The organism is Novosphingobium fuchskuhlense, assembly GCF_001519075.1.
Lineage (GTDB): Bacteria > Pseudomonadota > Alphaproteobacteria > Sphingomonadales > Sphingomonadaceae > Novosphingobium > Novosphingobium fuchskuhlense.
On sequence record NZ_KQ954244.1, the window covers coordinates 503,824 to 529,308 of the forward strand.

The 25,485-nt window shown below is 66.7% G+C and carries 22 protein-coding genes and 2 tRNA genes; 16 read left to right on the forward strand and 8 right to left on the reverse strand.

All coding sequences use genetic code 11. The features are described from left to right. Position 1 precedes the first annotated feature (1 nt). Positions 2-910 carry a tetratricopeptide repeat protein gene (locus tag AQZ52_RS02220; protein WP_067906313.1) on the reverse strand — a complete coding sequence of 303 codons (909 nt, stop codon included), beginning with the start codon at positions 908-910 and terminating at the stop codon, positions 2-4. Between the two features lie 204 nt (positions 911-1,114). Here AQZ52_RS02220 and AQZ52_RS02225 point away from each other — a divergent pair. Continuing rightward, positions 1,115-1,189 (forward strand) — tRNA-Gly (locus tag AQZ52_RS02225). A 312-nt stretch (positions 1,190-1,501) separates the two neighbouring features. Here AQZ52_RS02225 and AQZ52_RS02230 read toward each other — a convergent pair. The 3 genes from AQZ52_RS02230 to AQZ52_RS02240 all read right to left on the reverse strand — a co-directional run bounded on the left by AQZ52_RS02230 (position 1,502) and on the right by AQZ52_RS02240 (position 6,203). Next, positions 1,502-1,966: a nuclear transport factor 2 family protein gene (locus AQZ52_RS02230; RefSeq protein ID WP_067906314.1), complete on the reverse strand. Its 465-nt coding sequence runs from the start codon at positions 1,964-1,966 to the stop codon at positions 1,502-1,504. A gap of 234 nt (positions 1,967-2,200) precedes the next feature. Further along, positions 2,201-2,815, reverse strand: coding sequence for a pyridoxamine 5'-phosphate oxidase family protein (locus AQZ52_RS02235; RefSeq protein WP_067906315.1), 615 nt, complete (start codon positions 2,813-2,815; stop codon positions 2,201-2,203). A gap of 139 nt (positions 2,816-2,954) precedes the next feature. Then, positions 2,955-6,203, reverse strand: a complete 3,249-nt coding sequence (locus AQZ52_RS02240) for a DUF4347 domain-containing protein (protein WP_067906316.1) — start codon at positions 6,201-6,203, stop codon at positions 2,955-2,957. Between the two features lie 954 nt (positions 6,204-7,157). Here AQZ52_RS02240 and AQZ52_RS02245 point away from each other — a divergent pair. The 4 genes from AQZ52_RS02245 (at position 7,158) to AQZ52_RS02260 (ending at position 12,799) form a co-directional block, all read left to right on the forward strand. Beyond that, complete coding sequence (locus AQZ52_RS02245; protein WP_240481409.1) at positions 7,158-9,815, forward strand: TonB-dependent receptor plug domain-containing protein; 2,658 nt, start codon at positions 7,158-7,160, stop codon at positions 9,813-9,815. Positions 9,816-9,927: 112 nt separating this feature from the next. Next, complete coding sequence (gene ggt, locus AQZ52_RS02250) at positions 9,928-11,670, forward strand: gamma-glutamyltransferase (RefSeq protein ID WP_067906317.1); 1,743 nt, start codon at positions 9,928-9,930, stop codon at positions 11,668-11,670. A gap of 1 nt (position 11,671) precedes the next feature. Next, positions 11,672-12,226, forward strand: coding sequence for a GNAT family N-acetyltransferase (locus tag AQZ52_RS02255; RefSeq protein ID WP_240481410.1), 555 nt, complete (start codon positions 11,672-11,674; stop codon positions 12,224-12,226). Between the two features lie 12 nt (positions 12,227-12,238). After that, positions 12,239-12,799, forward strand: a complete 561-nt coding sequence (locus AQZ52_RS02260) for a VOC family protein (protein WP_067906318.1) — start codon at positions 12,239-12,241, stop codon at positions 12,797-12,799. A 59-nt stretch (positions 12,800-12,858) separates the two neighbouring features. On the opposite strand, the gene AQZ52_RS02265 is transcribed toward AQZ52_RS02260, so the two are convergent. Continuing rightward, positions 12,859-12,935: transfer RNA gene (locus AQZ52_RS02265), tRNA-Arg, on the reverse strand. Positions 12,936-13,027: 92 nt separating this feature from the next. On the opposite strand from AQZ52_RS02265, the gene AQZ52_RS02270 reads away from it, so the two are divergent. Further along, positions 13,028-13,414, forward strand: coding sequence for a hypothetical protein (locus AQZ52_RS02270; RefSeq protein WP_240481411.1), 387 nt, complete (start codon positions 13,028-13,030; stop codon positions 13,412-13,414). A gap of 52 nt (positions 13,415-13,466) precedes the next feature. Further along, positions 13,467-13,967, forward strand: a complete 501-nt coding sequence (locus AQZ52_RS02275; protein ID WP_067906319.1) for an MmcB family DNA repair protein — start codon at positions 13,467-13,469, stop codon at positions 13,965-13,967. A gap of 11 nt (positions 13,968-13,978) precedes the next feature. Here the strand turns inward: AQZ52_RS02275 and AQZ52_RS02280 are convergent, their stop codons facing one another. Beyond that, positions 13,979-14,554 carry a TMEM165/GDT1 family protein gene (locus tag AQZ52_RS02280; protein ID WP_067906320.1) on the reverse strand — a complete coding sequence of 192 codons (576 nt, stop codon included), beginning with the start codon at positions 14,552-14,554 and terminating at the stop codon, positions 13,979-13,981. A gap of 277 nt (positions 14,555-14,831) precedes the next feature. Between AQZ52_RS02280 and AQZ52_RS02285 the strand changes: the two genes are divergently transcribed. Further along, positions 14,832-15,596, forward strand: a complete 765-nt coding sequence (locus tag AQZ52_RS02285) for an alginate export family protein (protein ID WP_082697506.1) — start codon at positions 14,832-14,834, stop codon at positions 15,594-15,596. A gap of 15 nt (positions 15,597-15,611) precedes the next feature. Then, a complete protein-coding gene (locus AQZ52_RS02290; protein WP_067906322.1) occupies positions 15,612-15,899 on the forward strand; it encodes an alginate export family protein in 288 nt (95 codons plus the stop codon). Here AQZ52_RS02290 and AQZ52_RS02295 read toward each other — a convergent pair. After that, positions 15,872-16,057: a DUF1289 domain-containing protein gene (locus AQZ52_RS02295; protein ID WP_067906323.1), complete on the reverse strand. Its 186-nt coding sequence runs from the start codon at positions 16,055-16,057 to the stop codon at positions 15,872-15,874. The genes AQZ52_RS02290 and AQZ52_RS02295 overlap by 28 nt on opposite strands. After that, positions 16,057-17,382, reverse strand: coding sequence for a M20/M25/M40 family metallo-hydrolase (locus AQZ52_RS02300; protein ID WP_067909239.1), 1,326 nt, complete (start codon positions 17,380-17,382; stop codon positions 16,057-16,059). The genes AQZ52_RS02295 and AQZ52_RS02300 overlap by 1 nt, the downstream gene beginning before the upstream one ends. A 288-nt stretch (positions 17,383-17,670) precedes the next feature. On the opposite strand from AQZ52_RS02300, the gene AQZ52_RS02305 reads away from it, so the two are divergent. From AQZ52_RS02305 to AQZ52_RS02335, 7 genes are all read left to right on the forward strand, one after another. Next, positions 17,671-19,227 (forward strand): DEAD/DEAH box helicase, encoded by a 1,557-nt coding sequence (locus tag AQZ52_RS02305; protein ID WP_067906324.1) that lies wholly within the window; start codon positions 17,671-17,673, stop codon positions 19,225-19,227. A gap of 118 nt (positions 19,228-19,345) precedes the next feature. Next, on the forward strand, positions 19,346-20,056 hold the full coding sequence (locus tag AQZ52_RS02310; RefSeq protein WP_067906325.1) for a sterol desaturase family protein: 711 nt from the start codon (positions 19,346-19,348) through the stop codon (positions 20,054-20,056). Continuing rightward, entirely contained in the window at positions 20,053-20,547 is a 495-nt protein-coding gene (locus tag AQZ52_RS02315; RefSeq protein WP_240481412.1) for a DUF2141 domain-containing protein, read from the forward strand. The genes AQZ52_RS02310 and AQZ52_RS02315 overlap by 4 nt, the downstream gene beginning before the upstream one ends. Before the next feature lie 85 nt (positions 20,548-20,632). Beyond that, a complete protein-coding gene (locus tag AQZ52_RS02320; RefSeq protein ID WP_240481413.1) occupies positions 20,633-21,517 on the forward strand; it encodes an HpcH/HpaI aldolase/citrate lyase family protein in 885 nt (294 codons plus the stop codon). Positions 21,518-21,621: 104 nt separating this feature from the next. Then, positions 21,622-23,055, forward strand: coding sequence for a PAS domain-containing protein (locus AQZ52_RS02325; RefSeq protein ID WP_156424757.1), 1,434 nt, complete (start codon positions 21,622-21,624; stop codon positions 23,053-23,055). Between the two features lie 43 nt (positions 23,056-23,098). Then, positions 23,099-24,088 carry an alpha/beta hydrolase gene (locus AQZ52_RS02330; RefSeq protein WP_067906326.1) on the forward strand — a complete coding sequence of 330 codons (990 nt, stop codon included), beginning with the start codon at positions 23,099-23,101 and terminating at the stop codon, positions 24,086-24,088. Between the two features lie 36 nt (positions 24,089-24,124). After that, positions 24,125-25,471 (forward strand): M48 family metalloprotease, encoded by a 1,347-nt coding sequence (locus AQZ52_RS02335; RefSeq protein ID WP_067909253.1) that lies wholly within the window; start codon positions 24,125-24,127, stop codon positions 25,469-25,471. The last annotated feature ends 14 nt before the right edge of the window (positions 25,472-25,485 follow it).

Consider the following 25,485-nt stretch of genomic DNA (forward strand, 5'->3'; position numbering starts at 1 on the left):
GTCAACCGAACAGCACGGTGGAGAGCTTGCGGCGCGTGGCGGCGACCCACGGATCCTCAAGGCCGATGGCTTCGAAGATCTGGAGCAGGCGGGTGCGCGCGGCACCTTCGTTCCACGCCCGGTCCTGCGCGACTATGGTGAGCAGCAGGTCGGCCGCACCATCGCGGTCCCCGGCGGCATAGAGCCCATTGGCGAGCGCAAGCTGCGCCGCCATGTCAGCCGGATCGGCGGCGACTGCCGCGCGCAGCCCGTCAAGCTCGCTTGGCTCGGGCGCATCGGTGGCGAGCGCAAGGGCGGAACGGGCCTGGGCCAGCGCCGGGTCTTCGGCGAGCGCGGGATCGAGCGCAGCAAGAACCTCTTCCGCAGCCGCCTTGTCACCCACCACAAGCAGCGCGCGGATCAGGCCGGACTGGGCGGCGGCGCTGTCGGGCGCGATCTCGGCGATCTGGGAAAAGATGCCGACCGCCCGTTCGCCGTCACCGGCTGCCAGCACTTCCTCACCCATCGCCAGCAGCGGGGCGATATCCTGCGCAGGAGCATCGCCCGCCTGGATCGGCAGGCGCGCCAGCATCTGGTCAAGCATCTGGCGCAGCTGCGATTCGCTGCGCGCGGGCGTGAGATCGGCCACAGGCTGGCCCTGGAACATGGCATAGACGGTGGGAATCGAGCGCACCTGGAACTGCGCGGCGATGAATTGTTCCTCATCGACGTTGATCTTGGCGAGAAGGACGCCCCGATCCGCATATTCGCCGCAGACCTTTTCGAGCACCGGCGTGAGCGCCTTGCACGGCCCGCACCATTCGGCCCAGAAATCCAGCACAACCAGCTTGGTCATCGAGGGTTCGACCACGGCCTTGCGGAAGCGGTCCACCGCTCTCTGTTCATCGAGATTGAGGCCAAGGCTTGCCACTGGAAGGTCTCCGCACTGGAAATGGTGGGTCTGTTCTCACCCCATGTGGGAAGCGAGGGCGGTTCGGCAAGGGCATTTGCGGGCAAGCGGACCGCACCGTATGCGGCAAGCGCATTTTTGCTGTTGCGCAGCCCCCGCCGGGAAGCTAATGGCGCGCTTCACCCCGGTCGAGCCCTTCCAGAGAGCCCGGCCAGAAACGCACGAGCGGGCGTAGCTCAGGGGTAGAGCACAACCTTGCCAAGGTTGGGGTCGAGGGTTCGAATCCCTTCGCCCGCTCCAGTTTCTCTCCAGTGAAATCCGATATTCGAAATCCGCCCCCCCTGGGGAAGACGGGCGTCAGTTCGCGTTCGCGAGTCCCTATACGGAACAGGTTGACACAGTTGACACAGTCCTAAGGGGAAACTCGCGAGGGGGCCGCAGGGTATCCTTGCCGAGGTGTTTTCACGGGAAGGATGCAGGCCAGCGGGCATGGCTGCAGTGTACCGCAGACGCCGGGCTGTAGGACAGCTGCCTAGGCGCGTGCCTAGCTGGCAGCGTTACCGGCGCGCCGCCGACGCGCGCGGATGCGGGCGGGTTTCATCGGCCTGGCTTTCAGAAACCAAGGGCGGTGAGGCCGGGATGTTCGTCGGGGCGGCGGCCAAGCGGCCAATCAAGCCTGCGCTCGCCCGCCGCGATGGGGTGCTCGTTGATGCTGGCAAGCCGGCGCTGCATGAGGCCCTGTTCGTCGAACTCCCAATTTTCGTTACCATAGGCCCGAAACCACTGGCCGCTGTCGTCATGATATTCGTAGGCGAAGCGTACCGCGATGCGATTGCCCGCGAAGGTCCACAGTTCCTTGACGAGGCGGTAGTCGAGTTCGCGCGCCCACTTGCGGGCGAGGAACGCTTCGACTGCGGCGCGGCCTTCGAGAAATTCGGCGCGGTTCCGCCAGCGGGTGTCCTCGGTATAGGCCAGCGCGACGCGCTGCGGATCGCGGGTGTTCCAGCCGTCTTCCGCCATGCGCACTTTCTGCGCGGCGGTTTCGGCGGTGAAGGGCGGGAGCGGCGGACGCGACATCACAGGGCCTTTCGTGAGGCGTGCGTGGGAGGGGACGCCCCCAGGCTGCGAGAAAGAGGGTGGCACCCGGGCAGGGGTGCGGGGGGATGGGTCCTGCCCGGGTGCTCTTGGCTCTGCGCGACCGAAACGGCCACCAGAGCGCAGAGGGCCGCCGGGAAGGGAGGGGGGAACCGGCGGCTGCTGCTTATACGTAGGAAGCCACTGGCGGCTCCGGTAGGGGTATAATCCCGATTATCATGTTCCACTTTCCGAAATGGCGGCAAGCTGTGCTTCGAGCGCGGCAATCCGCGCATCACGCACAGCCAGCGCCTCGGCCACCTCTTCGGCGGGCAGAAGCTGCGGGATGTGCTGCGGGCAATTGATGTCCCACGCGGTGATCGTGAAGACCATCGCCTGTTCGGGAACGCCGCGATAGCCGGGCATGGCAAGCGCGGCCTCGAGATCGGCATCGCCCTCGATCACATCGAGTTCGCCCCAGAGCTTGATACGGCGGCGGTTCGCGTAGTCCATCAGGAAGAGGAACGCCTTGCGGTTCTCGGCGGCGTTGCCGGTGGAGATGTACTGCCGGTTGCCGCGATAATCGGCAAAGGCGAGGCGCCGGTCATCGAGCACCTTGAGGAAGCCCTTCGGCCCGCCGCGATGCTGGATATAGGGCTGCGCGCAAGGGTGTCCTGCGGTTGGGGCACTGGCGGTGCCGAGATAGAAGCTGCGTACCTCGGCCACGAACGCGACGAGGCGGGCATCGATCCGGTCGGCCATGATCATGCCGGCATAATGGGGCCGCGAACCCTTGCGGATCTGCGCGGCCTTTACGGAAGGCGTGAAAGCGTAGTCGACGGCATCGGGCATGACGGGTGACCTTGGCGGGCTGTTGGCCGCGTTGTAGCGCGGCGGCGCGCAGCCACCAGCCCGGCATGGCGCAAGGCACCCTTGCAGAAAATGGACAGGTGGCGGGCCGCCCCGCGCGCCGCTCTGCCCGCTGCCCTGCTCAGGCGATCAGCGCGATATCGGTGTAGGCCAGCACGGGATGGCTGGAGGTGCCGAGCTGGATGATCAGGATCGGCGCTGCCACGCCATAGCCGTCCGCATCGTACCAGAGATTGCCGGTCGTGGTATCGTAGAGGAGCCGATCAGTGGAATCGTGGACCTGCGTTACGCCGGTACCCGACCAGAACTGGTCTGCGCTGATCGTGCCCAACACGCGCCCGAGGCCGCGGAAGGCATCCTTGTCGAGCTCGATCCGGTCGCTCTCTCCCTGATTGAAATCGACGATCACATCGACCGGACCGCCCGTGACGGGCTTGTCGGCAAACACGAACACGTCGGTTCCGCTGCCGCCCTGGAGCGTATCGGCACCCTGCCCGCCGATCAGCCGGTCGTTGCCCGCGCCGCCGATCAACACGTCGTCACCCTTGCCGCCATCAAGCAGGTTGTTGCCGAGATTGCCGGTGATCGTGTTGTTGTCCGCGCCGCCGGTACCATAGAGATCGGCGCTGCCGGTAAGCACGAGCGCTTCGACCGACTTGGCGAGCTTTACGCTCACCGTGGCGTAGACCGTGTCATAGCCCTGCAGCGCGCGCTCGATGACACGGTCCTTCGCGTCATCGACATAATAGGTGTCATCGCCGAGGCCGCCGGTGAGGGCATCGGCGCCTAGCCCGCCGTCGATCGTATCGCCGAAGGCTGTGCCGGTGATGCGATTGCTGCCCGCGTTACCAAGGATGATCACGGCATTGAGCAGCTTGGCTGCGGACACCGCCACGGCTGCCGTACCGGTGCTGTCGGCTACTGCGCCGGTGCCAGTGCCGATCACGATGCGCTCGATCCCTGTGTCCTTGTCACTGAACACCGAGTAGCCCGAGGTGGTGTAGCTGAGACGCACTTCGTCAGTGCCGGTGGTGCCGGTATCCTGGATCTCGCCCTGGAAGCCGTCACGCGTGTTGCTGACCACATAGAGATCGCTGCCATCGCGCCCGTCGAGCGTATCCTTGCCGCCGCCGCCTTCGATCACGTTGTTGCCGCTGTTGCCGGTGATCACGTTGCCGATCACGTTGCCGCCTGCGCTGAGATCGGCAGTGCCGGTCAGCGTGAGGTTGTCGGCATAATCGGTGAGCTTGAAGGAAGCGGATGCAATGACGAGGTCGGTGCCGCCGCCCTGCGCGGTCTCGATCGCCTTGTCGGCGGAGTTGTCGACATAATAGGTGTCGGCCCCCGCGCCGCCAATCATCGTGTCGGCTCCGGCACCGCCATCGATGACGTTGTCGCCGTCGTTGCCGGTGATCACGTTGGCCTGGGCATTGCCGGTGGCGTTGATCGCGGCCTTGCCGGTCAGCGTGACATTCTCGAGGCTGGCGGCAAGGACCCAGGTGATCGAGGACTGCACGGTATCTGTACCGGCGCTGTCGGTCACCGTGTCGCCGGCATCGTCGACGATGTAGGTGTCGTTGCCCGCCCCGCCATCCATCGCGTCGGCACCCTTGCCGCCGTCGATCGTGTCGTTCCCGCCGAGGCCGGAAAGCGTGTTGGCGCCATCGTTGCCGACGATCACGTTGTTTGCATCGTTGCCCGTGCCGGACAAGTCGGCAGTTCCGGTCAGCGTGAGGTTCTCGACATTGTCGACCAGCGTGTAGCTGACGCTTGCGGTGACCGAATCCGCGCCTTCATCGGCATTTTCGACAATCAGATCGCCGATGGAATCAACGGTGTAGCTATCGTTGCCGGTGCCGCCGATCAGCGTGTCGACGCCCGCGCCGCCATCGAGGGTATCGTTGCCGCCGTTGCCCAGGAGCGTGTTGTCGGCGCCGTTGCCGATGAGGATGTTGTCCGCCGCCGTGCCTGTGCCGTTCACCGCATCGCTACCGGTGAGGGTGAGGTTCTCGAAATCGTCGCCGAGTGTCCAGCCGAACTTGGTGACGACGGTGTCGACACCCTGGTTGGCTTCTTCCACGATGACGTCGTCCACGCTGTCGACATAATACGTGTCGTTGCCGGTGCCCCCGATCATCGCGTCCCCGCCGGCGCCGCCATCGAGAATGTCGTTGCTCGTGCCGCCGATCAGGGTGTCGGTGCCGTTGCCGCCATAGAGCGTGTCGTTGCCGTCTTCGCCGGAAAGGATGTTGTTTCCATCATTGCCGGTCATCACGTTGCCGAGGATGTTGCCGACGCCCGCGTAGTCACCCGTGCCGGTGAAGACGAGGTTCTCGATGTTCTTGCCAAGCGCGTAGGAGAAGCCGGCGCGGATGGTGTCGGTGCCTTCGAACTCGGATTCGATGACCACATCGCTGACGGCACTGAGCACGTAGGTATCATCGCCCTTGCCGCCGACCAGCGTATCGGCACCGGCCAACCCGTCGAGATAGTCGTTGCCGCTTCCGCCGTTGAGCAGGTTGCCGCCCGAATTGCCGATCAGCACGTTGTCGAGAGCATTGCCGACCAGGTTGATTGCGCCGCTGCCGAGCAGGGTAGCGTTCTCGACATTGGCCGAAAGCACCACGCTGGCCGTGGCGTAGACGAGATCGGTGCCCGCATTGGCCGCCTCGGTGATCGTATCGCCGGCGTTGTCGACATAGTAGATGTCGTCGCCGAGGCCGCCGGCCATATCGTCTGCACCGGTGCCGCCATCGATCACATCGTTGCCACCGAGGCCACTGATCGTGTCGTTGCCGCCGAAGCCGCTGATCGTGTCATCGCCTTCGGTGCCCGTCAGTACGTTGGCGGCGCCGTCGCCGTTGATCGTGTCGAGCGTGCCGTGGAAGGCGGCGAACGCCAGCGAGTGGGCCTCGATCGCGCCGCTATGGGCCTCGAGCGTCCAGTTGCCGCCAAGCGCGGCTGCCCCTGTCACGTCGGTGCTGGCGGCAATGTCGGCATGGGTCAGCGCACCGAAGGAATCGATGAAGGCCTGGCCGGCATCCCCTGCGGCGACATTGCAGCCATAGAGCAGGATATCGCCGCCGGGCGCGAGATGGCGGCCGATCGTGGCCAGATCATCGGCATGCGCAGCGAGCGCGGCGGTATCGACCAGACCATTGCCCAGCACCAACGCGCCGGCGCTGCCGTGGCCGACGATATGGAGCGCGCTGATCCCGTCCGTACCGGCAAGCAGCGCGGCAATCTGGCCAAGCCCGTCCTGGCTGTCATCCAGCACGAAGACGGCCTCGCCGGCGGGCAGGCCGGCAACCACTGCGGCGATATCGCCGACGCGCGGATCGATGATGGTGATGGAACGGGCGGCGGACATGGCGAATCTCCCGGGGTCATGCCCCTGAATGACGGTCGACCTGCCCTTGCACGCGCCGATGACGGTTTGGTGTCCAAAGCATTAAGCCGGGGTTCAGGCTGGCCGCACCCAGTGCCGGCCCCGGGCGGCCATGTGCTTGAAGCCTAAGATAAAATCACCGAATCCGGACGGCTGCGACGCGGTTGCCCCGCGATGGCGACCACCGCGCCGAAACCCGCGATTGGACCATGCGGGGGTAAGGACCCGCTCGGGGCAAACCCGAATCGGTCCTTTCTTGCGGCATCATTCAAACCACCGACGGCTTCGCCACGGGCGTGGTCAGGCTGCTGCCGCTGTCGAAGGTGTAGTCTCATCCGTTCCGGGTAGACCGCGCCGGATGCGATCTGAAGCGTATCGCCCGCCGCTTTGTCGGCGCTGCCCGTCCCGGTCTCTGCGCCGCCCGCGCGGAAGGACAACGCGACCGTCGCACCTGCCCAAGGATCGCAGCGACATCTGGCCCGGCTTGCCCGCGCGCAACAAGAACTCCGCTCATAGCGCAACGATCTACGGCGGGGTCTACTAGCGCCTGCTACTGGGCGCCTGCTACTGGGCGCCCGCCGGGCGGGCTTTGACCCGGGCATGACGGTGATCCCGGGCATGACAGGCGAGGTGGCGATCCGTTCGGGCCGCCAGACGATGCTCAACTACGTGCTGGGGCCGCTCGTCCGCATCTCGCAGGAAGCCCTGCATGAGTGACGCTACGTTACGCAAAAGCCCAGCAAAAACGTCTGTGGCAGGCCCGCACCGGCAATAGCAAAAATGTCACACTGGCGGCGGTTTCGCGCATCGGGGGCCCGGATTGCCCCGCAAATCTGTTTACACTTTCAATCGAAGGAATATCCACGGCGCCATCAACCGGAGGCAGATCGGGGGGCTCTTCATGCCCGGCTGCTCATTTCAGGGGGTATTCAATCCGTGCGAAATCTTTCCAACCTCGCGCTGCGCGGCGCTCTGCTGGCGTCTGCCGCTGTCTTTGGCGGTGTCGCCGCTCCTCAGGCCGCATTCGCGCAGGCGGCAGCTGCTGCTCCTGCTGACGATGCCGCCGCCGCGCAGAGCATCGTCGTCATCGGCACGCGCCGCACCGACCGCACCGTGGCGGACTCGGCCTCGCCGATCGACGTGATCAGCGCCGCCGACCTCACCACGCAGCCGACCGCGAACCTGCTGGACTCGGTCCGCAACCTCGTGCCGTCTTTCTTCGTCGGCCAGAACTCGATCTCGGACGCCTCGACCTTCGTGCGCGCGCCTTCGCTGCGCGGCCTGCCGGGCGACCAGTTGCTCGTCATGCTCAACGGCAAGCGCTACAACCGCTCGGCGCTGGTGCAGGTCTACAACGGTGGTGACACCGGCCTGTCGTTCGGTTCGCAGGGCCCCGACATTTCGGCGATCCCCGCGATCGCGATCAAGGGCCTCGAAGTGCTGCGTGACGGCGCGACCGCCCAGTACGGTTCGGACGCCATCGCGGGCGTGCTGAACTACGGCCTGCGCGACAACGGCGGCTTCGAACTGATGGGCCGCTACGGCCAGTTCTACAAGGGCGACGGCAAGAGCTATCAGGTGGCGGGCAACGCCGGCCTGAAGGCGGACCGCGGCTTCATCAACGTTTCGGCCGAATACAACAACGATGGCCGCACGAGCCGCGGCGTGACCCGCCCGATCGCCGCGCGCTTCGCCGCCGAAAACCCCTCGCTGGCCGACAAGCTGCCGTTCTACCCGCTGCCCGCGCAGATCTGGGGCAACTCGCCGAGCGAGGGCTGGAAGGCCGTCGTCAACGCCGCCTACGAAGTGACCGACAACAGCAAGGTCTATGCGTTCGGCAACTTCGCGCACAGCAAGGCCGAGCAGAGCTTCAACTTCCGCTCCTCGTACCAGGGCTCGAGCACGTTCGAGTATGACGATGGTTCGGGCACGAAGAAGACCGGCACGATCGGTGGCCGCTCGTTTTTCCAGGCACCCTACTACAAGACGGAGTGCCCGGCCGGCAATCCGACCTGCCCCGCAGGCGGCTACGTCAAGGACGGCAACGTCTTCAACCTGACCTCGCTCTACCCGGCCGGCTTCACCCCGATCTTCGTGGGCAAGACCGATCAGGCCTATGGTACGCTGGGCTGGAAGGGCAAGACCGACGGCGGGTTCACCTACGACCTCTCGGCCTCGCTGAGCCGCAACTCGCTTGACCTGTCGATGTACAACTCGATCAGCCCCTCGTTCGGCGGCGCTTCGCAGACCAGCTTCGAGTTCGGCAAGCTGATCCAGAAGGAATTCGATGCCAACCTCGACGTGACCTATGCGGTCGAGGCCGGTCTCGCCAGCCCGATCACGTTCTCGGGCGGCGCTGAGTTCCGCCGCGAAAGCTACACCGCCACCGAAGGCGACTTCCAGTCCTACGGTGCGGGCCCCTACGCCATTGCGCACGACCTCTACACCGAGACGGCCCCGGGCGTGTTCACCCCGACCGGCGAGAAGACCGCGGTCTACGATCCGGCCGCCAGCGGCTACGGCGGCACCGCGCCGACCTATGCCGGCACCAACAAGCAGAAGAGCTACGGCTTCTATGTGGGCGCCGAAACCGACGTGACCAAGGAGCTCACGCTCGGCGCGGCCGGCCGCTACGAGCACTACGATTCGTTCGGTGGCCGCTTCGTCTACAAGTTCAACGGCATCTACCACGTGACCGACGAGTTCGCGCTGCGTGGCACCGTCGGTTCGGGCTTCCACGCCCCGACCCCGGGCCAGAACAACACCCAGGTCCTGACCACCAACTTCCTCGCCGGCCAGTCGGTGCAGGTCGGCACCTTCCCGGTGACGAGCGCGGTGGCCCAGTACTTCGGCGCGAAGGCCCTCAAGCCCGAGAAGTCGACCAACTTCGGCTTCGGTTTCGTGTTCCAGCCGACCAGCGCGCTCACGCTGACGGTTGACGCCTACCAGATCAAGGTCACCGACCGCATCTTCATCTCGAAGTCGTTCGTGGTGGGCGCATCGGATATCGCCAAGCTGGCCGAGCTCGCCTCGGTGGGCGTTGGCGGCAACGTCCAGTACTTCACCAACTCGCTCGACATCCGCACCCGCGGCGTCGACGTGGTGGGCAGCTACCGGACCGACCTGGCTGGCGGCAAGCTCAACCTGACGCTCGCCTACAACTACAACAAGAACAAGGTGACGAAGTTCGACTCGGCCGCGATCGGCCCGGCCCAGATCACCGACGCCGAGAACCTGGCACCGAAGCACCGCCTCAACCTCCAGGGCAACTGGTCGATGGGCGCGTTCTCGGTCGGCGCTGCGGGCCGCTACTTCGGCAAGTGGCGCGCCGAGACCGACTACCCGGGTCAGGAATTCGGCGCGAAGGTCACGGCCGACGTGGACGTGACCTACACCTTCATGGACAACTTCAAGCTGACCGTGGGTGGCAACAATATCTTCAACACCAAGCCCGACCGGATCAAGGCTTCGTCCTCGAACCCGATCTACACGCTGACGAACAGCACCGGCGATGGCCAGATCTATCCGCGTAACGGCGGTCCGTTCGGCTTCAACGGCGGCTTCTGGTATGTCCGCGCGAGCGTGAAGTACTGAGTTCGGCCGCGCTCTCCGAAAGGAGGGGGCCAGACAGAATGGGGCGGGGAAGTTTCGGCTTCCCCGCCCCTTTTCTTTTGGGTCCGGCGGGGGCACAGGAAGGGCCGAGAGGATGACAAACATGACCCTGCGCAAGTCCGCCATCGCCGCCCTTTCCGCCTTCGCGCTGACCGCCACCAGCCTGCCCGTCCCGCTCATGGCCGCATCGCAGGTCCCGGCCGGCGCCGAGCACGGCATGGTCGTCTCCGCGCACCGGCTGGCGAGCGACGCCGGGGTCGAAGTGCTCAAGGAGGGCGGCAACGCGGTCGACGCCGCAATCGCGGTCGCCTACGCGCTGGCGGTGACCTTCCCGGAGGCGGGCAATATCGGCGGCGGCGGGTTCATGACGGTGCGGCTGGCCGATGGGCGCACCAGCTTCATCGACTTTCGCGAAACCGCGCCCGCTGCGGCGACGCCAACGATGTATCAGGACAAGGCCGGCAAGGTGATCCCGCTGCTCTCGACGCGCGGGCACAAGGCCGTTGCCGTGCCGGGCACGGTCGCAGGGCTTGAACTGGCGCGCGCGAAGTTCGCCACCCTGCCCCGCGCGCGCCTCATGGCCCCGGCGATCAGTCTGGCCCGCGACGGCTTCGTGATGGACCAGGGCGATGCCACATTCCTCGCCGAGGGCGCGGAGGACTTTGCGAGAGATCCCGCGAGCGCGGCGATTTTCCTCGATTCGGGCAAGCCGTTCGAGAAGGGCCACCGCTTCGTGCAGGCCGATCTCGGCCGCATGCTCCAGCTGATCGCCGACAAGGGGGCGGACGCCTTCTACAAGGGTGAGATCGCCGAGAAGATCGCGGCCTCAAGCAAGGCCCATGGCGGCATCCTGACCAAGGCCGATTTCGCCGCCTACCGCGCCATCGAGCGAGCGCCCCTCGAATGCGATTACCGCGGCTATCACGTGATTTCCGCCCCGCCGCCAAGCTCGGGCGGAGTTGTGGTGTGCGAGACGCTCGGCATCCTCTCGGCCTATCCGATGGGCGAGCTCGGCTGGCATTCGGCGCAGAACATCCACTACCTGACCGAGGCGCTGCGCCGTGCCTTCCATGATCGCAACGTCAACCTCGGCGATCCCGGCTTCGTGAAGGCAGACGTCGCCAAGCTGATCTCGCCAGACTACGCCGCCAGCCTGCGGACGGGCATCAGCGCCGACAAGGCCACCCCCTCGGTCTCGCTCGGCGTGCCGGGGCAGAGCCACGAAGGCGCGAGCACCACGCATTTCTCCATCGTCGATGCGCAGGGGAACGCCGTCAGCCTCACCTACACGCTCAACGACTGGTTCGGCGCGCGGGTGACGGCAGACGGCACCGGCATCCTGCTCAACGACGAGATGGACGATTTCTCTTCCAAGCCTGGCGCGCCCAACATGTACGGCCTTGTCGAGGGCACCAACAACGCCATCGCGCCGGGCAAGCGGCCGCTATCGTCGATGACGCCGACAATCGTCACCAGGGACGGCAAGCTCTTCATGGTTGTCGGAACGCCCGGCGGGAGCCATATCCCGACCGGCGTGCTGCAAGTGATGCTCAACGTGATCGATCACGGCATGACCGTGACCGAAGCGACCGACGCCGCGCGCATCCACGCCCAGTGGCTGCCCGATGTGATCTTCATGGAGCCCAATGCGCTGAGCGCGGAAACGCGCGCCGCGCTGGAAGCCAAGGGCCACAAGCTGGAGCGGATGGACTACTGGAACCAGGTCGCCGCGATCCTCGTCGGCGGCCCTGCGCTGGGCAAGCCGCCGGTGGGCAAGGACAGGCTCTATGGCGCGATCGATCCGCGCCTGCCGGTGGGCAGCGTCGCCGGATACTGACGTGAGCGCGTTCACTCACGCGCGCGCGACCGAGGCCGATCTGCCTGCCCTGCGCGCGCTGATGACGCGCGCCATCGAGGAATTGCAGCACGGCTTCCTGAGCCGGGAGCAGGTTGCCGCCAGCCACCAGATCATGGGGCTCGATACCCAGCTGGTGAAGGACCGCACCTACTTCATGATCCTGAATGAGGGCGCGCCCGTCGGCTGCGGCGGGTGGAGCTTTCGGGCGACACTGTTTGGCGGGGATGACAGCATCGTCGCGCGCGAGCCCTTGCCGCTCGATCCCGCGAAGGATGCGGCGAAGATCCGCGCGATGTACGTCGATCCCGCGCACGCCCGGCGCGGCATCGGCAAGGCCATCATGGCGCTGTGCGAGGACGCCGCGCGCGCGGCCGGATTCGCCCGGGTGGAACTGATGGCGACCCTTGCCGGCCTGCCGCTTTACAAGGCCTGCGGCTATCGGGCGATCGAAGCCGTCGAGGCCACTTCGCGCGAGGGTGTGCGCGTCCCGATCGTCCGCATGGGCAAGGTGCTCGATAGCACGAGGCCCCATTGAAGGAGTGAGCGAATGACCCGGTCCTGCGCGCTGTTCCAGCAAGCCTACTTCGTGAAGAGCATCGACGCGGCGGCAGAGAAGTGGTCAAGGGCGTTCGGCGCCGGACCGTTCTTCATGGCGCGCCACCACCGCTGCGACGAGTTCACCTATCGCGGCACGGCGGTGGAGGCCGACGTTTCCTACGCTTTCGGCTATCTGGGCGACACGATGATCCAGTTCATCGAGCAGCATGACGACCAGCCTTCGATCTATCGCGACATGTACCGGGACGGCGAGGAAGGCTTTCACCACATCGCCTACCTCGTCTCCGACTTTGCTGCCGAACGCCAGCGCTGGCTCGACATGGGCTATCCGCTCGCGACCGAGCTCTATGCCGACGCGGTGAACGCCGCCTATTTCGACACCCGGTCGCTGAACGGCGGCTTCACCGAGATCCACGGCGATCCGCCGCACATCATGGGCATCTTCGGCATCTGGAAGCGCGCCCACGAAGCACGCGACGCGAACACCCCTGCGACGATCGAGAGCGGGCAGATCAAGACCTACCAGCGCGCACCGCTGCTGCCGAAGTAGGAACATCTTGCGCTGCAGGCGCCCGGCGGAGAAGCCGCGAAGGGGGGATCGCGAGGTCCTGGTGCACCCGACAGGATTCGAACCTGTGGCCTCTGCCTTCGGAGGGCAGCGCTCTATCCAGCTGAGCTACGGGTGCGTGGGAGAAATCGCCTAGCAGCGTGACGGCCGGCTTGCCAGAGGTTTGTGGCTTAGCAATTTGGTAGCGGGCAGTGGCGTATCTGCACGCACATGTCTCTGCGTTCTCCCCCTGCTGATCCGAATCGCGGCAACGGCCGTCTGGCCGCGAATGCCATGGTCATGAAGTGGACCGCCGTGCACGAGGCCGCGGCGGCCGTGGCGGAACTGGCAGGGCTTGCCCCCGAATACCGCACGCCCGAGATTCGAAACTTCCCGGCGATCATGCGCGATACCGGAGGCTGGCGGTGCCGGCTTGCCGCGCAGGGCGTCGACGATCTGGCCGCGATACTGGAGCCGGGGCTGGCCGCGCTGCTGACGCTCCAAGGCAGCGGCGCTTGCGCAGCTGCGGCGGCGCAGGCGCTGTGGCAGGAGTTTCACACGGCGCGGGCGGGCCTGCTGAGCCTGATTCCTCCGCTGGGGATCGAGCGGCAGGCCTGAGGCACGCCGACGCCCTCTTTTATTGTTCCATTTTTGTTCTTATGCTGGAGGCATGCCTGATTCGGCCCTTCCCGCGCAGATCATTCCTCCCGCCGAGCGCGAGGCAAAGGCGGTGGCGCGCGGAATCGGGCGGCTGTTTGCGCGAAACGGCATCTGGTGCCTCGCTGAAATGCCGCTGCGCTCCGGGCGACGTGCCGATCTCATGGGCATCGACGCCAAGGGCCGGATCGTGATCGTCGAAATCAAGGTGGCGCGCGGCGATCTGCTTGGCGATGCCAAGTGGCCCGACTATCTTGAATACTGCGACCGCTTCTATTGGGGCCTTGCCCCGCATCTAGACCGCGCATGCCTCGAAACGCCCGCGTTCCGGCCTGACCTGTGCGGCGTGATTGTGGCCGACGGCTATGATGCGGAAATCGTGCGCCCTGCGCCCAGCCTGCCGCTCGCGCCCGCGCGCCGCAAGTCCGAGACCGAGCGGCTGGCGCGGGCAGCGCTGCGGCGGCTGGTGGTGGGCGCCGATCCGCTCTGCGCCGGGTGGGGCGATGAGGCCTAGGGTCAAGAACCCTAGAGCACGCCCGCCGTCGCAAGCAGCAGCAGCACGCCGAGCACCGCGAAAAAGAGCGCCGCGACCACGCGCACCACGCCGAGCGGCACGCGCTTCACGATCTCTCCGCCCAGCAGCACGGCCGGCACATTGGCGAGCATCATGCCGAGCGTGGTGCCGGCCGTAACGGCCAGCGCATCGTGGAAGCGCGCACCAAGCGCGATCGTGGCAACCTGTGTCTTGTCGCCCATCTCGACGAAGAAAAACGCAACGAGCGTGGTGAGGAAGGCACCGCCGCGCGAGACGGCGGGGGCCTCGTCGTCGTCGAACTTGTCCGGCACGAGAGTCCAGGCCGCCATCGCAAGGAAGCCGGCCGCGATGGCATAACGGAAGGCCGGGCCATCAAGCCACCCGGCGGCGAGCGAACCCGCCAGCGCGGCGAGGAAGTGGTTGGCGAGCGTGGCCACGAGAATGCCGGCGATGATCGGCAGGGGCCGCTTGAACCGGGCGGCGAGCACGATGGCGAGAAGCTGCGTCTTGTCGCCGATCTCGGCAAGCGCGACGATCGCGGTGGAGGTGAACAAGGCTTCGAACATGGACAGGTTCCTGTGGCCGGGCGAACGATCGAGACAACGACACGCGCTTTCCCCGCCCGGCCGGGCAGGAAAGCAGGTGCCATTGGTCTCGCCCGGCAGGTGAAGGCTATCCGCCTGGTATCTGCCGCTTGCGCCATGGCCTCTCGGCCAAGCATGTTGACGCGCCAGAGCAATCTGGCAGGGGACTGCATCAGGCGATGCAGCGGCTACTCCCCAAGTGACGCGTGCGCCCTAAGGCGATCGCGGCGACGACGCAAGGCATGACTGTACCGCCTATCTGACCGCCGTATTTCATAATGCAGAGCACCATGACGCCGACCCGACCTCGGGAGGCGGTGCGAAGCAGACCTGTGGAAGCGACTTTGACCAGAAGAGCTTTTTCCCTGGCAGCGATGCCTGCACTTGCCGTTGCCGTGCCCGCTTTCGCCAGACCACCAATGCCTACAGCGGCGTGCATCTCGAATGGGCCACCCAGGGCGGCACGCGTCTGCAGGCGCGCTGGACGATGCCGCAGATTCGCCGGCCTGAGGATGTGCAAGGGCTGCGGGACAACACGGTAAAATTCGACCTGGAGACCACGCGCGTCCAGTTTTTCGGTGCGCATGGCAGCCTGCCGCAGGTGCTGGGCGAGACGCTGGAGACTTACGGCTTCCGGCTTGCCGAGCAGGATGGCGACAACCGGCTGACGCGCAACCGGCGGCTGTGGACCGTGGGCGGGCGGGCTTTTGTTCGGCCGGCGGCGGGCAAATGGGACCATGACGTGGAAGGCGCCTACCAGTTCGGCACTGCGCGGCGCAGCACGGCGGCAGCGGACACGGCCGACCTCGACGTTTCGGCGTGGTTCGCCCATGCCGAGGTGGGCTACACCCGCAGGACCGGATGGACGCCAAGCCTCGCCGCGATGTTCGATGCGGCCAGCGGCGATGGCGGCAAGGCGGGGCACTATCGCCGCTTCGACACGCTGTTCGGCGCCCGGCGCTTCGATTTCGGGCGGACCGCGCTTTACGGCGCCTTGCAGCGAACCAACATCGTCTCGCCCTGACTGCGGCTGGAAGCGGTGCCGGACAAGCGCACCGAGGTGACGCTCTCCTACCGCGCGCTGTGGCCGGAGAACCCGCGCGACGCCTTTGCCACGAACGGTGTGCACGATGCGAAGAGCGCTGCAGGGCGCTTTGCCGGGCATCAGGCCGAGGCGCGGCTGCGGCACTGGCTGGTGCCTGCGCTGCTGCAGGCCGAATCCGGGGGCGCTGTGCTGTTCAAGCAGGGGTTTCTGAAGGGGGCGCACAACGCGCCCGGCAGCGGCAACACCCTTTACGGCTATTTCGACCTGACGCTGACGCTCTGAAGCCGTTCGCTCACCGCGCCGAGGATCGCATGCTTCGCTTGCGCCGTGGCGCTGGGCCAGGCCATGATTTCCTCGATCGTACGCGCGCAGCCGCGGCAGAGCTTCGTGAACGGATCGAGCGTGCAGGTGCCGGTGCAGGGGCTGGGCGGATGGTCCATCAGCGTTTGTCCGCCGCCAGACGGCTCATCAGCAGCGCGGCGCGCTTGGCCTGCAGGGTCAGGCTCTTGAGATCGACGGTTTCGGCCGGGGTGTGATCCCCCGTGCTGGCGGGGCCAAGGCCGACGAGGCCCGGCACATCCGCGGCGACGAAGCTGATATCGCCAGCGCCGCGTTTCAAGGGATCGAGCGGTGCCATGGCGGGCAGGCCGAGCGCGGCGTTCACGCCGTTGAGCCGGGCGAGCAGGGCGCGGTTGGCGTCGGTGGGGGCCATCGGCGGGTAGCCATCCTCGAACACGATCCTGGCCGTAGCGCCGGGGAAGGCGCGCGCGACGATTTCGGCCATCTTGCCTTGCGCGCGGGTGTTCTGTTCGGGCGAAAGCGTGCGCAGATCGCCGCGCGCGACGGCTTTCGCGGGGATGATGTTGGTCTTGCCGGCAGCGCTCACGTGCGCCTGATCGGCCGCGAGCGCGGCCTCGGCACCGCCCGCGATCATGCCGACGTTGAGCGTCAGGTTGGGCTCGGGGACCTCGGTGCGGATCGCGGCGAGCATCCGCGCGAGGGCGTAGATCGCCCCGTCGCCATCGGCGCCGAACACGCCGCTCGAATGGCCGGACTTCGCGGTGACTTCGATGGTCCAGCTATAGGCCGAGCGACGGGCGATCGAGCCCATGTCGACGAGCGTGCCATCGGGCCCAAGATCGCGCGCAAGGCCCTCGAAATCGAGCGCGATGTCCGCCTTCCTGCCTTCCGAGATCAGGTCGGCCCGGGCGGCGGACTGCGGATCGCCGGCGTCTTCCTCGTCGCCGGTCAGATAGGCGACCACGTTGGCCCCCTTCAGCGTGCCCGCCGCCGCCATCGCGCGCAGCGCGGCGAGCATGGCGACCACACCGCCCTTGTTGTCCGCCACGCCGGGGCCGGTGGCAAAATCGCCGCGACGGGTGAAGGTCTGGAACGGCGAATCCGCCTCGAACACAGTATCGAGGTGGCCGATCAGCAGCAGGCGCTTGGCACCGGGCTTGCCGGTGTGGGTGGCGACGAGATGTCCGGCGCGGCCGGTCTGCTCCATCGGCAGCCACTTCACGGTGAAGCCCAGGGCTTCGAATTCAGGGCGCACCATCTGAGCCACGGCCTTGACCCCGGCGATGTTGCGCGAGCCCGAGTTCTTGTTGACCAGCTTTTCGAGCAGCGCGAGATCGCGCGCCTCGTTCGCCTCTACCGCAGCCACCATGCGCTGTTCCGGCGCGGTGAGCACGGGTGCGGCCTCGGCGGTGCAAGAGAGCAGGAGCGAGGCGGCTGCGAGCGCGATGGCGAGGCGGATTTGCATGGCGACGTGATAGAACCACCAGAGCGCATTTGGGAAGCCTGCAACCATCCCGCGCAATTTCCTTGCTTTTGCGCGCAATTGCTTATAAGCAGTCTCCCAGCAGGACTGGCGAGCGGGCATTCCGCCGCAGGCCCGGGCAAGCGTGAGGTCCGCCGTTTCAGGGCGTGTACCCGCCCCGGCTGAACAGCTGCTTCGCTTGGCTTCCCCTTCACGCATGGGTCGCATGGTCGACCACTTGCCTTGCGCGCGGCATCGTGCCGTGCGCCCAAACACCCGATTGGATTCTTCATGTCTTATTTCCGCGATCTCGGCCTTGCCGAGCCGATCCTCCACGCGCTCGAAACCAAGGGCTATACCGACCCGACGCCGATCCAGCGCCAGTCCATCCCGGCGCTGCTCGAAGGCCGCGACCTCCTCGGCATCGCACAGACCGGCACCGGCAAGACCGCCGCTTTTGCGCTGCCTTCGCTCCACCGCCTTGCGGCCGACCCCAAGCCGCGCAAGCCCGCCTCGTGCCGCATGCTGGTGCTTTCGCCGACGCGCGAACTTGCCGCGCAGATTGCCGAGAACATTGCGGCCTACGCCAAGAACCTGCGCCTGACGGTTGACTGCGTGTTCGGCGGCGTGCCGGTGGGCAAGCAGGCCCGCCGCCTCGTGCCGGGCTGCGACATCCTCGTCGCCACGCCGGGCCGCCTGCTCGACCTGATCGATCAGCGCGCGCTGACGCTGAGCAAGGTCGAGATCTTCGTGCTCGACGAAGCCGACCAGATGATGGACCTCGGCTTCATCCATGCGCTGAAGCGCGTGGCGAACCTGCTGCCGAAGGACCGACAGAGCCTGTTCTTCTCCGCGACCATGCCCAAGGCGATCGCGGACCTCGGCAAGCAGTTCATCAACAACCCGGTGCGCGTGGAAGTGACCCCGCAGGCAAGTACTGCCGAGCGCGTCGAGCAGTTCGTGACCTTCGTCAACCAGGCCGAGAAGCAGGCGCTGCTCACCTTGCGCATTCGGGCGCTGCTTGCCGATGGCAAGCTCGACCGCGCGCTGGTGTTCACCCGCACCAAGCACGGCGCTGACCGCGTGGTGCGCCACCTCTCCGCCGCCTCGATCAGCGCGCGCGCGATCCACGGCAACAAGAGCCAGGCGCAGCGCACAGCCGCGCTGGATGCGTTCCGTCAGGGCTCGTGCCCCATCCTCGTCGCCACCGATATCGCCGCGCGCGGGATCGACGTGAGCGGGGTGAGCCACGTGTTCAACTTCGAGCTGCCCAACGTGGCCGAGCAGTACGTCCACCGCATCGGCCGCACGGCACGGGCTGGCGCGGACGGCGAGGCGATCAGCTTCTGTGCGCCGGACGAAAAGCCCTACCTCAAGGATATCGAGAAGCTGACCGGCATCAAGCTGATGCCGCTGCCGCTGCCCGAAGGCTTCCTGGCCGAGGCTGCGAAGCTCCCCGCCGTCAGCCGCAAGCCCGAGGAAGCCGAGCGCGATGCACGCCGCGACGACCGCGATGCCCGCGGGCGCGGCGGGAATCGTGGCGGTGGCCAAGGGCGTGGGGGCCAGGGTCATGGTGGTCAGGGACGTGGCGGCGAAAGCCGCGGCGCCGGCCACAATCCCAATCGGCGTGACGACCGTTCGCCCGGCGGCCGCGCGCAAGGGGTCGATGGACGTCCCCGCGATGCCAACCCGCGCAAGACCGATGATCGGGGCCCCGTGGGCAATCCCGTCCGCGCCGACCGCGGTGATGCGCCGCAGGGCGACAAGCCGCGCACCTTCCGCCCGCGCGGTGGTGGCGGTGCTCCCGGCGTCGGCCAGCACCGCAACAAGGTTCGCCGCGCAGTCTGACCGGCATGCGCGCCTTGTGGACTGACCCAACTGGGGTCTGTCCACAGGCGCGCCGCCTTGGCATACTGGCAACCGTGAACCCGCTGCCCATCCCGCGCATCCCAGGAGCTTTCGCCTCATGACCGAGCTGTGGCTTTCCGCGCTGGTCATGACCGCGATTGTCGCCGTGCGGTATCTGGCGGTGAGCGGCCTGTTTGCCTGGCTGACCAAGCTGGTGCGCCCCGGCCATTACAAAGGCCTCGCCCGCCAGATGCGCAGCGAGATCACGTGGAGCCTCGCCTCCGCGGCGATCTATGGCGTGCCGGCAGGGATCATCGCCTGGGGCTGGCAGCACTATGGCTGGACCCGGGTCTACACCGACGTGAACGCCTACCCGCTGTGGTGGCTGCCGGTCTCGCTGTTCGTCTACCTCGCGCTCCACGACACGTGGTTCTACTGGACGCATCGCTGGATGCATCGCCCGCAGGTGTTCCGCGCCGTCCACGCCGTCCACCATGCCAGCCGTCCGCCGACCGCATGGGCCGCGATGAATTTCCACCCTGTGGAAGCCGCGATTGTCGGGCTGTTCATCCCGGCGCTGGTTTTCGTGGTGCCGATCCACGCCGCAGTGCTCGGCTTGGTCCTCATGGTCATGACCATCATGGGGGTAACCAATCACATGGGCTGGGAAATGTTTCCGAAGGCCCTCGTTCACTCAACTGTAGGGCAATGGGTGATAACAGCGAGCCATCATCACCGGCACCACGAGCTTTATCGATGCAATTACGGCCTGTATTTCCGTTTCTGGGATCATGTCTGCGGGACGGACAAGGGACTTTCCGCGCCATGAGGCATCTGGGCGCCGTGGCCGGGCTCGCGGTGTTTGCCGCGCCGCTGATGATGGCCGCGATGCCGCTGCCGCAAATCCAGGCGCATCCGCAAGGAGCCGCAGCGGCCAGCGCCGCCGTGCCGAGCACGATTTTCGTCGAGATCGACGGACTGCGCTCCAACCGCGGGCAAATCATGGCCTGCATGACGGCGAACCCCAGGACCTTCCCCGATTGCCAGAAGGACCCCAACGCGCGGCACCTCACCGTGCCGGCGGTGAATGGCGAAACGGTGCAGTTCAGAGACGTGCCACAGGGCCGCTATGCCATCGCGCTGTTTCATGACGAGAACGGCAACGGGCGCATGGACAAGATGATGATGCTGCCCAAGGAAGGCTTCGGCTTTTCGCGTGATGCGCCGCTGGAGTTCGGCCCGCCGCATTTCGGTGCGGCGTCGTTCCAGGTTGGCGCGGCGCAGATGCGCACCGCTATCAAGGTCCGCTACATTCTGTAGCATCCCCCTGTAACACCCCCTTGCGCTGCGGCGCGGCTTGGGGAATGGGCTGGCGCCATTCCTTCCCGCTGGCCGGAGACGCTGCTTGCCCGAACCCCTGATCGAGGCGCAACCGCTGCGCTCGCTGCTCTACATGCCTGCCAGCAACGCCCGCGCCGTGGACAAGGCAAGGGCCTTGCCCTGCGACGCGGTCGCGCTCGATCTTGAAGATGCCGTCGCGCCGGACATGAAAGACGAGGCGCGCAGCGCGCTGGTGCAGGCGCTCACCGCCGGCGGCTTCGGCCACCGCCAGATGATCGCGCGGATCAATCCGCTGGGCTCGCCGTGGGGCAAGGCCGATCTGGCAACCTTGGCGCCGTGCCCGCTCCACGCGATTCTTGCGCCCAAAGTGAATGCGGCAGCCGATGTCGTCGCGCTTTCGGTCGCGATGGACGGGGCGGGCTTTGATCCCGCCGTCGGGCTGTGGGTGATGATCGAGACGCCGCAGGCCGTGCTCGCGCTGGAGCGGATTGCCGAGACGGCGCGCATCTCGCGCCTTGCCGGCTTCGTGCTCGGGCTCAACGACCTCGCCAAGGAAACCGGCATGGCGCAGCGGCCGGGCCGAGCCGGATTCGTGCCGGTGATGGTACAGGCGCTGATGGCCGCGCGCGCCTACGGCCTCGTGCTGCTCGACGGGGTGTGCAACGCAATCGACGATCCCGCGCGGCTGGAGGCCGAATGCTTTCAGGCGCAAGAGCTCGGGCTGGATGGCAAGACCCTGATCCATCCCTCGCAGATTGAGATTGCCAACCGCGTGTTTGCGCCGGACGAAGCCGAAGTGGCCGAGGCGGCCGCGATCGTGGCCGCCTTTGCCGATCCGGCGAACGCAGGGAAAGGCGCGCTCAAGGTCGGCGGAAAGATGGCCGAGCTGCTCCACCATGACATGGCCGTGCGTCTGCTGGCCAAGGCTGCGGCCATCGCGACAAGGTAATGCCATAATCGAGCTATTGTGCCGTTACACGCGGCGCAACTTAAACACATCTTTACCATGTTGCGCCATGACGGGCCCCATCGGACGACCACGGGGACGGGTTCATGGATACCTATCGCGGCATCAGCACGGACGGCACTGAGGGTGAAGAGCCCCTCGATTATGCCACGGACTATGCCGGCTACGAGGAATCGATCGACGAGCAGGGCGCGGTTGCCGCGCCGCCGCCGTCCATCGGGCAGGATGAGCGCCGCATGCAGGTGCGCGCCTACAACTTCTGGGCCAGCCTGCTGGATCAGGGCCAGTTCCCGCAGGTGCAGCCGCTGCTCGACGGACATCTGCCCGACTTTGCCGATCATTCGGTGCTGCTGCACTTCGATAGCGGCATCGAGGATCCGGCGATCCCGTTCCTCGGGCAAGTGCTGGCCGATGAATGCGAGGCAGGCAGCCCGCTGCGCAGGTTGAGCGACATCCCGGGCCGCTCGCTGCTTTCGCGGATCACCGACCACTATCTGCAGATCATCGCCAATCAGGCACCGATCGGGTTCGAAGCCGAGTTCGTCAACCAGCGCGGCCGCACGATCCTCTATCGCGGGATCCTGCTGCCGTTTTCGACCGACAACGAGACGATCGACTACATCTACGGCGTGATCAACTGGAAGGAGCTGGCCGACCAGCAGACCACCGACGCGCTGCTGCTCGAGATCGACCAGGCGCTCGACCAGCGCGTGGGCCCCGCCTCCCTTCCCCCGCGCCGCACGGCCGAGGTATCGCTTGGCGGCTGGGCTGATGGACCAGACACTGCCCCCGGGAGCGATGACGAGCGTGCGCCGCTCGATCTGGCCGAGATGGGCGCCGAGATCGTTGGCGAGATCGCTGCCGAGATCGTGGCGGGTGCCCCTGCCACTGCCCTCCCCGACCTTGCGTTCGGCGACCCGGAGCCGGCCTGCCTTGCCGACTGGCTGGCCTCGGCCCGCGATCTTGCCCATATCGCCCATGCGAGCGAGGACCGCACCCGCGGCGCGCTCTATGCCGCGATCGGCCGCGCGTGGGACTTCGCACTCGCCGCCGAAGAGGCGCCCGACGATTACGCCGACATGATCGCGGATGCAGGCCTCACCATGCAGGCGCGCGCGCCGCTGACGCCGCTGGTCAAGCTGGTATTCGGCGCGGACTACGACAAGACGCGCATTGCCGAATACGCCACTGCGCTCGCCCACGCCCAGCGCCTCGCGCTCGGCTACGGCGAACTCGGCGGCTATCTGGCCAAGGCCCCCGGCGGGCTCAAGGGCGTGGTTGCGCTGGAGCGCAAGCTGCGCCGCGAGGAAACCGGGAAGACCGCGCCAAAGCCGCGCGCGGCGCTGGTCGAAAGCCTGCGCGCGCTCGATCACAAGCCGCTCTACGCGCTGGAGCCGGAAGGGGCCGAATTCGCTCTGGTGCTCGTGCGCCGTCTGGCCAGCGGAACTGCCGTGCTGCTGGGCGAGATCGCCGACGACCAACCGCTGCTGGAGCGCGCCGCGCGCCACCTGCTGGGATGAAGGGCGGCTTTCGCGCCTGAGCAAAACCGTCTAGCCATACGGCATGGCAGATGTTTCGATCCTCCCGGGCGCGCCGCGCAAGCCGCGCCGCCGCTGGCTCCGCTGGGTGCTGGCCGTGCTCGCTGTGCTCTGCGTCGGTGGATACCTGATGTATCGTCAGGCCCTTGCGACCGAGGCAGTAGCCCTGCTCGACACCGCCGACCGCATGCTGCGCGGCGGTGATGGGTCGATCCGCGAAGTCGCCGCCGTCCGCTATGGCAGCGATCCGGCGCAGAAGCTGGAGATGTTCCTCCCCGCCGATGCCATCCCGGTTTCCGCGACGCGCACGAACCCGTTGCCCATCATTGTCTTCATCCACGGCGGCGGCTGGCGTTCGGGCGATCCGCATGATTACCGGTTCATGGCGCGCGCGCTGGCCCCGCAAGGCTATGCCGTGGTGTTGGCAGGGTACCGGCTCTATCCCAAAGCGCAATATCCGGGGATGCTGGAGGACGGCGCCGCCGCGCTGCGCTGGGTGGCAGATCATGCACGCGGCCTCGGCGGCGATCCCGACCGTGTGGTGCTGGTGGGCCACTCGGCGGGGGCCTACAACGCAGTCATGCTCGGGCTCGACCAGCGCTGGCTGGCGGCAAAGGGCCTCTCGGCCACCGCGTTGCGCGGTGTGGTCGGACTGGCCGGACCCTACGATTTCTACCCCTTCGAGAACGAGGCGACGAAACTGAGTTTCGGCAGGGCGCCCAATCCGGAAGAGACCCAGCCGGTGGTTCATGCCCGCGCCGGGGGGCCGCCGCTGCTCCTCGTTCACGGCACCGCCGACACCCGCGTGCGCCCGCGCAATTCGGTGGAGCTTGCCCGCACCATGAGCCGGGCCGGAGCGCCCACTCGCGCAGTGCTGCTTGATGGCGTGACGCACGAAGGCCTGATCATGATGTTCGCGCGGCCCTTCAGCCACGATCCCCGCGCGCTCGATGCGGTGCTGCCGTTCCTTGCCAGGGTCACCGCTTCACCGCCGGTTCAGGCGCATGGCGGATAAGCTGCGCGCATCGTGACACGGCCCCTTCCCCGCCGCATCGGCCACGCGCTGGCGGTATCCTTCGCACTGCTGATCGCGCCCGTCCCGGCTTCTGCGCAATCGGTGCTGCGCGACGCCGAGACCGAAGCGTTCTTCCAGGACATGGCCGCGCCGATCGTGGCGGCGGCAGGTTTCAATCCGCACGCGATCGACCTCGTGCTGCTCAACGACCCCTCGATCAACGCCTTCGTCGCAGGGGGGCAGGCCGTCTATATCCACTCGGGCCTGATCAGCGCGGCGGACAACGCGCAGGAAGTCCAGGGCGTTTTCGCGCACGAACTGGGCCACATCACCGGTGGCCACGTGATCCGCGGCGACGAGGGCGGCAAGCCCGCCACCGGAATCACCCTCCTCAGCCTGCTGCTCGGCGCGGCAGCAGCCGCCGCCGGATCGGGCGACGCAGGCATCGGGATCATGATGGCCGGCCAGCAGGCCGCGCTTGGCAAGTACCTCGCCTTCAGCCGCGCACAGGAATCCTCTGCCGATGCGGCCAGCGTCAGCTTTCTCGCCAAGGCCGGTATCTCGGGCAAGGGTTCGGTGGACTTCTTCAAGAAGCTGCAGAACATGGAGTTCCGCTATGGCTTCAAGCGCGATGCCGATGCGGAGTTCTATTCGACCCACCCGATGACGGCAGACCGCCTGACCACCCTGCAGGACAGCTTCTCGCAGGATCCGGCATGGAACCGCCCGCCAGACCCGGCGCTGCAGGCGCGCTTCCTGCGCGTGAAAGCCAAGCTGGTGGGCTATCTCTCGGAACCCGCCGCCACGCTTGCCGCCTATCCCGACTGGATGCAGGATGCGCCCGCGCACCTCGCCCGCGCCTACGCCTTCCACAAGGAAGCGCTGATGGATAAGGCACTCGCCGAAACCGACGCGCTGCTCAAGATGGATTCCGACGATCCCTATGCGCTCGAACTCAAGGGGCAGGTGCTGCTCGAATCCGGGCGGCCCAAGGACGCGATCGAGCCCCTGCGCCGCGCGACCGAGCTTACCCGCAACACGCCGCTGATCGCGACCACGCTGGGCCACGCCCTAATCGCCACCGAGGACAAGGCTAACTTCGCCGAGGCCGAACGCGTGCTCAAGACGGCGGTTGCGCGCGATAGCGACAACCCGTTCGCGTGGTACCAGCTCGGCGTGGTCTATGAAGCGCAGGGCGACATTCCGCGCGCCCGGCTGGCGAGCGCCGAACAACAACTGGGCGAATTTCGCCTGCCCGAAGCCTTGCGCAGCGCCGAAGCGGCCGAAGGCGCCCTGCCCAAGGGCTCGCCCGACTGGCTGCGGGCCCAGGATATCGCGATGTCGGCACGCGCGATGATTGAGCGGATGAAGAAGTCGCGGTAGGCGGGATCGGCATT

Excerpts from the sequence above, each read along its gene's own strand:
- AQZ52_RS02235 (WP_067906315.1), bottom strand. The coding sequence starts at position 2,815 with ATGCCCGATGCCGTCGACTACGCTTTCACGCCTTCCGTAAAGGCCGCG.
- AQZ52_RS02325 (WP_156424757.1), top strand. The coding sequence starts at position 21,622 with ATGGATACCTATCGCGGCATCAGCACGGACGGCACTGAGGGTGAAGAG.
- AQZ52_RS02270 (WP_240481411.1), top strand. The coding sequence starts at position 13,028 with ATGTCTCTGCGTTCTCCCCCTGCTGATCCGAATCGCGGCAACGGCCGT.
- AQZ52_RS02300 (WP_067909239.1), bottom strand. The coding sequence starts at position 17,382 with ATGCAAATCCGCCTCGCCATCGCGCTCGCAGCCGCCTCGCTCCTGCTC.
- AQZ52_RS02280 (WP_067906320.1), bottom strand. The coding sequence starts at position 14,554 with ATGTTCGAAGCCTTGTTCACCTCCACCGCGATCGTCGCGCTTGCCGAG.
- AQZ52_RS02240 (WP_067906316.1), bottom strand. The coding sequence starts at position 6,203 with ATGTCCGCCGCCCGTTCCATCACCATCATCGATCCGCGCGTCGGCGAT.
- AQZ52_RS02260 (WP_067906318.1), top strand. The coding sequence starts at position 12,239 with ATGACCCGGTCCTGCGCGCTGTTCCAGCAAGCCTACTTCGTGAAGAGC.
- AQZ52_RS02330 (WP_067906326.1), top strand. The coding sequence starts at position 23,099 with ATGGCAGATGTTTCGATCCTCCCGGGCGCGCCGCGCAAGCCGCGCCGC.
- AQZ52_RS02295 (WP_067906323.1), bottom strand. The coding sequence starts at position 16,057 with ATGGACCATCCGCCCAGCCCCTGCACCGGCACCTGCACGCTCGATCCG.
- AQZ52_RS02305 (WP_067906324.1), top strand. The coding sequence starts at position 17,671 with ATGTCTTATTTCCGCGATCTCGGCCTTGCCGAGCCGATCCTCCACGCG.
- AQZ52_RS02315 (WP_240481412.1), top strand. The coding sequence starts at position 20,053 with ATGAGGCATCTGGGCGCCGTGGCCGGGCTCGCGGTGTTTGCCGCGCCG.
- AQZ52_RS02230 (WP_067906314.1), bottom strand. The coding sequence starts at position 1,966 with ATGTCGCGTCCGCCGCTCCCGCCCTTCACCGCCGAAACCGCCGCGCAG.
- AQZ52_RS02275 (WP_067906319.1), top strand. The coding sequence starts at position 13,467 with ATGCCTGATTCGGCCCTTCCCGCGCAGATCATTCCTCCCGCCGAGCGC.
- ggt (WP_067906317.1), top strand. The coding sequence starts at position 9,928 with ATGACAAACATGACCCTGCGCAAGTCCGCCATCGCCGCCCTTTCCGCC.
- AQZ52_RS02310 (WP_067906325.1), top strand. The coding sequence starts at position 19,346 with ATGACCGAGCTGTGGCTTTCCGCGCTGGTCATGACCGCGATTGTCGCC.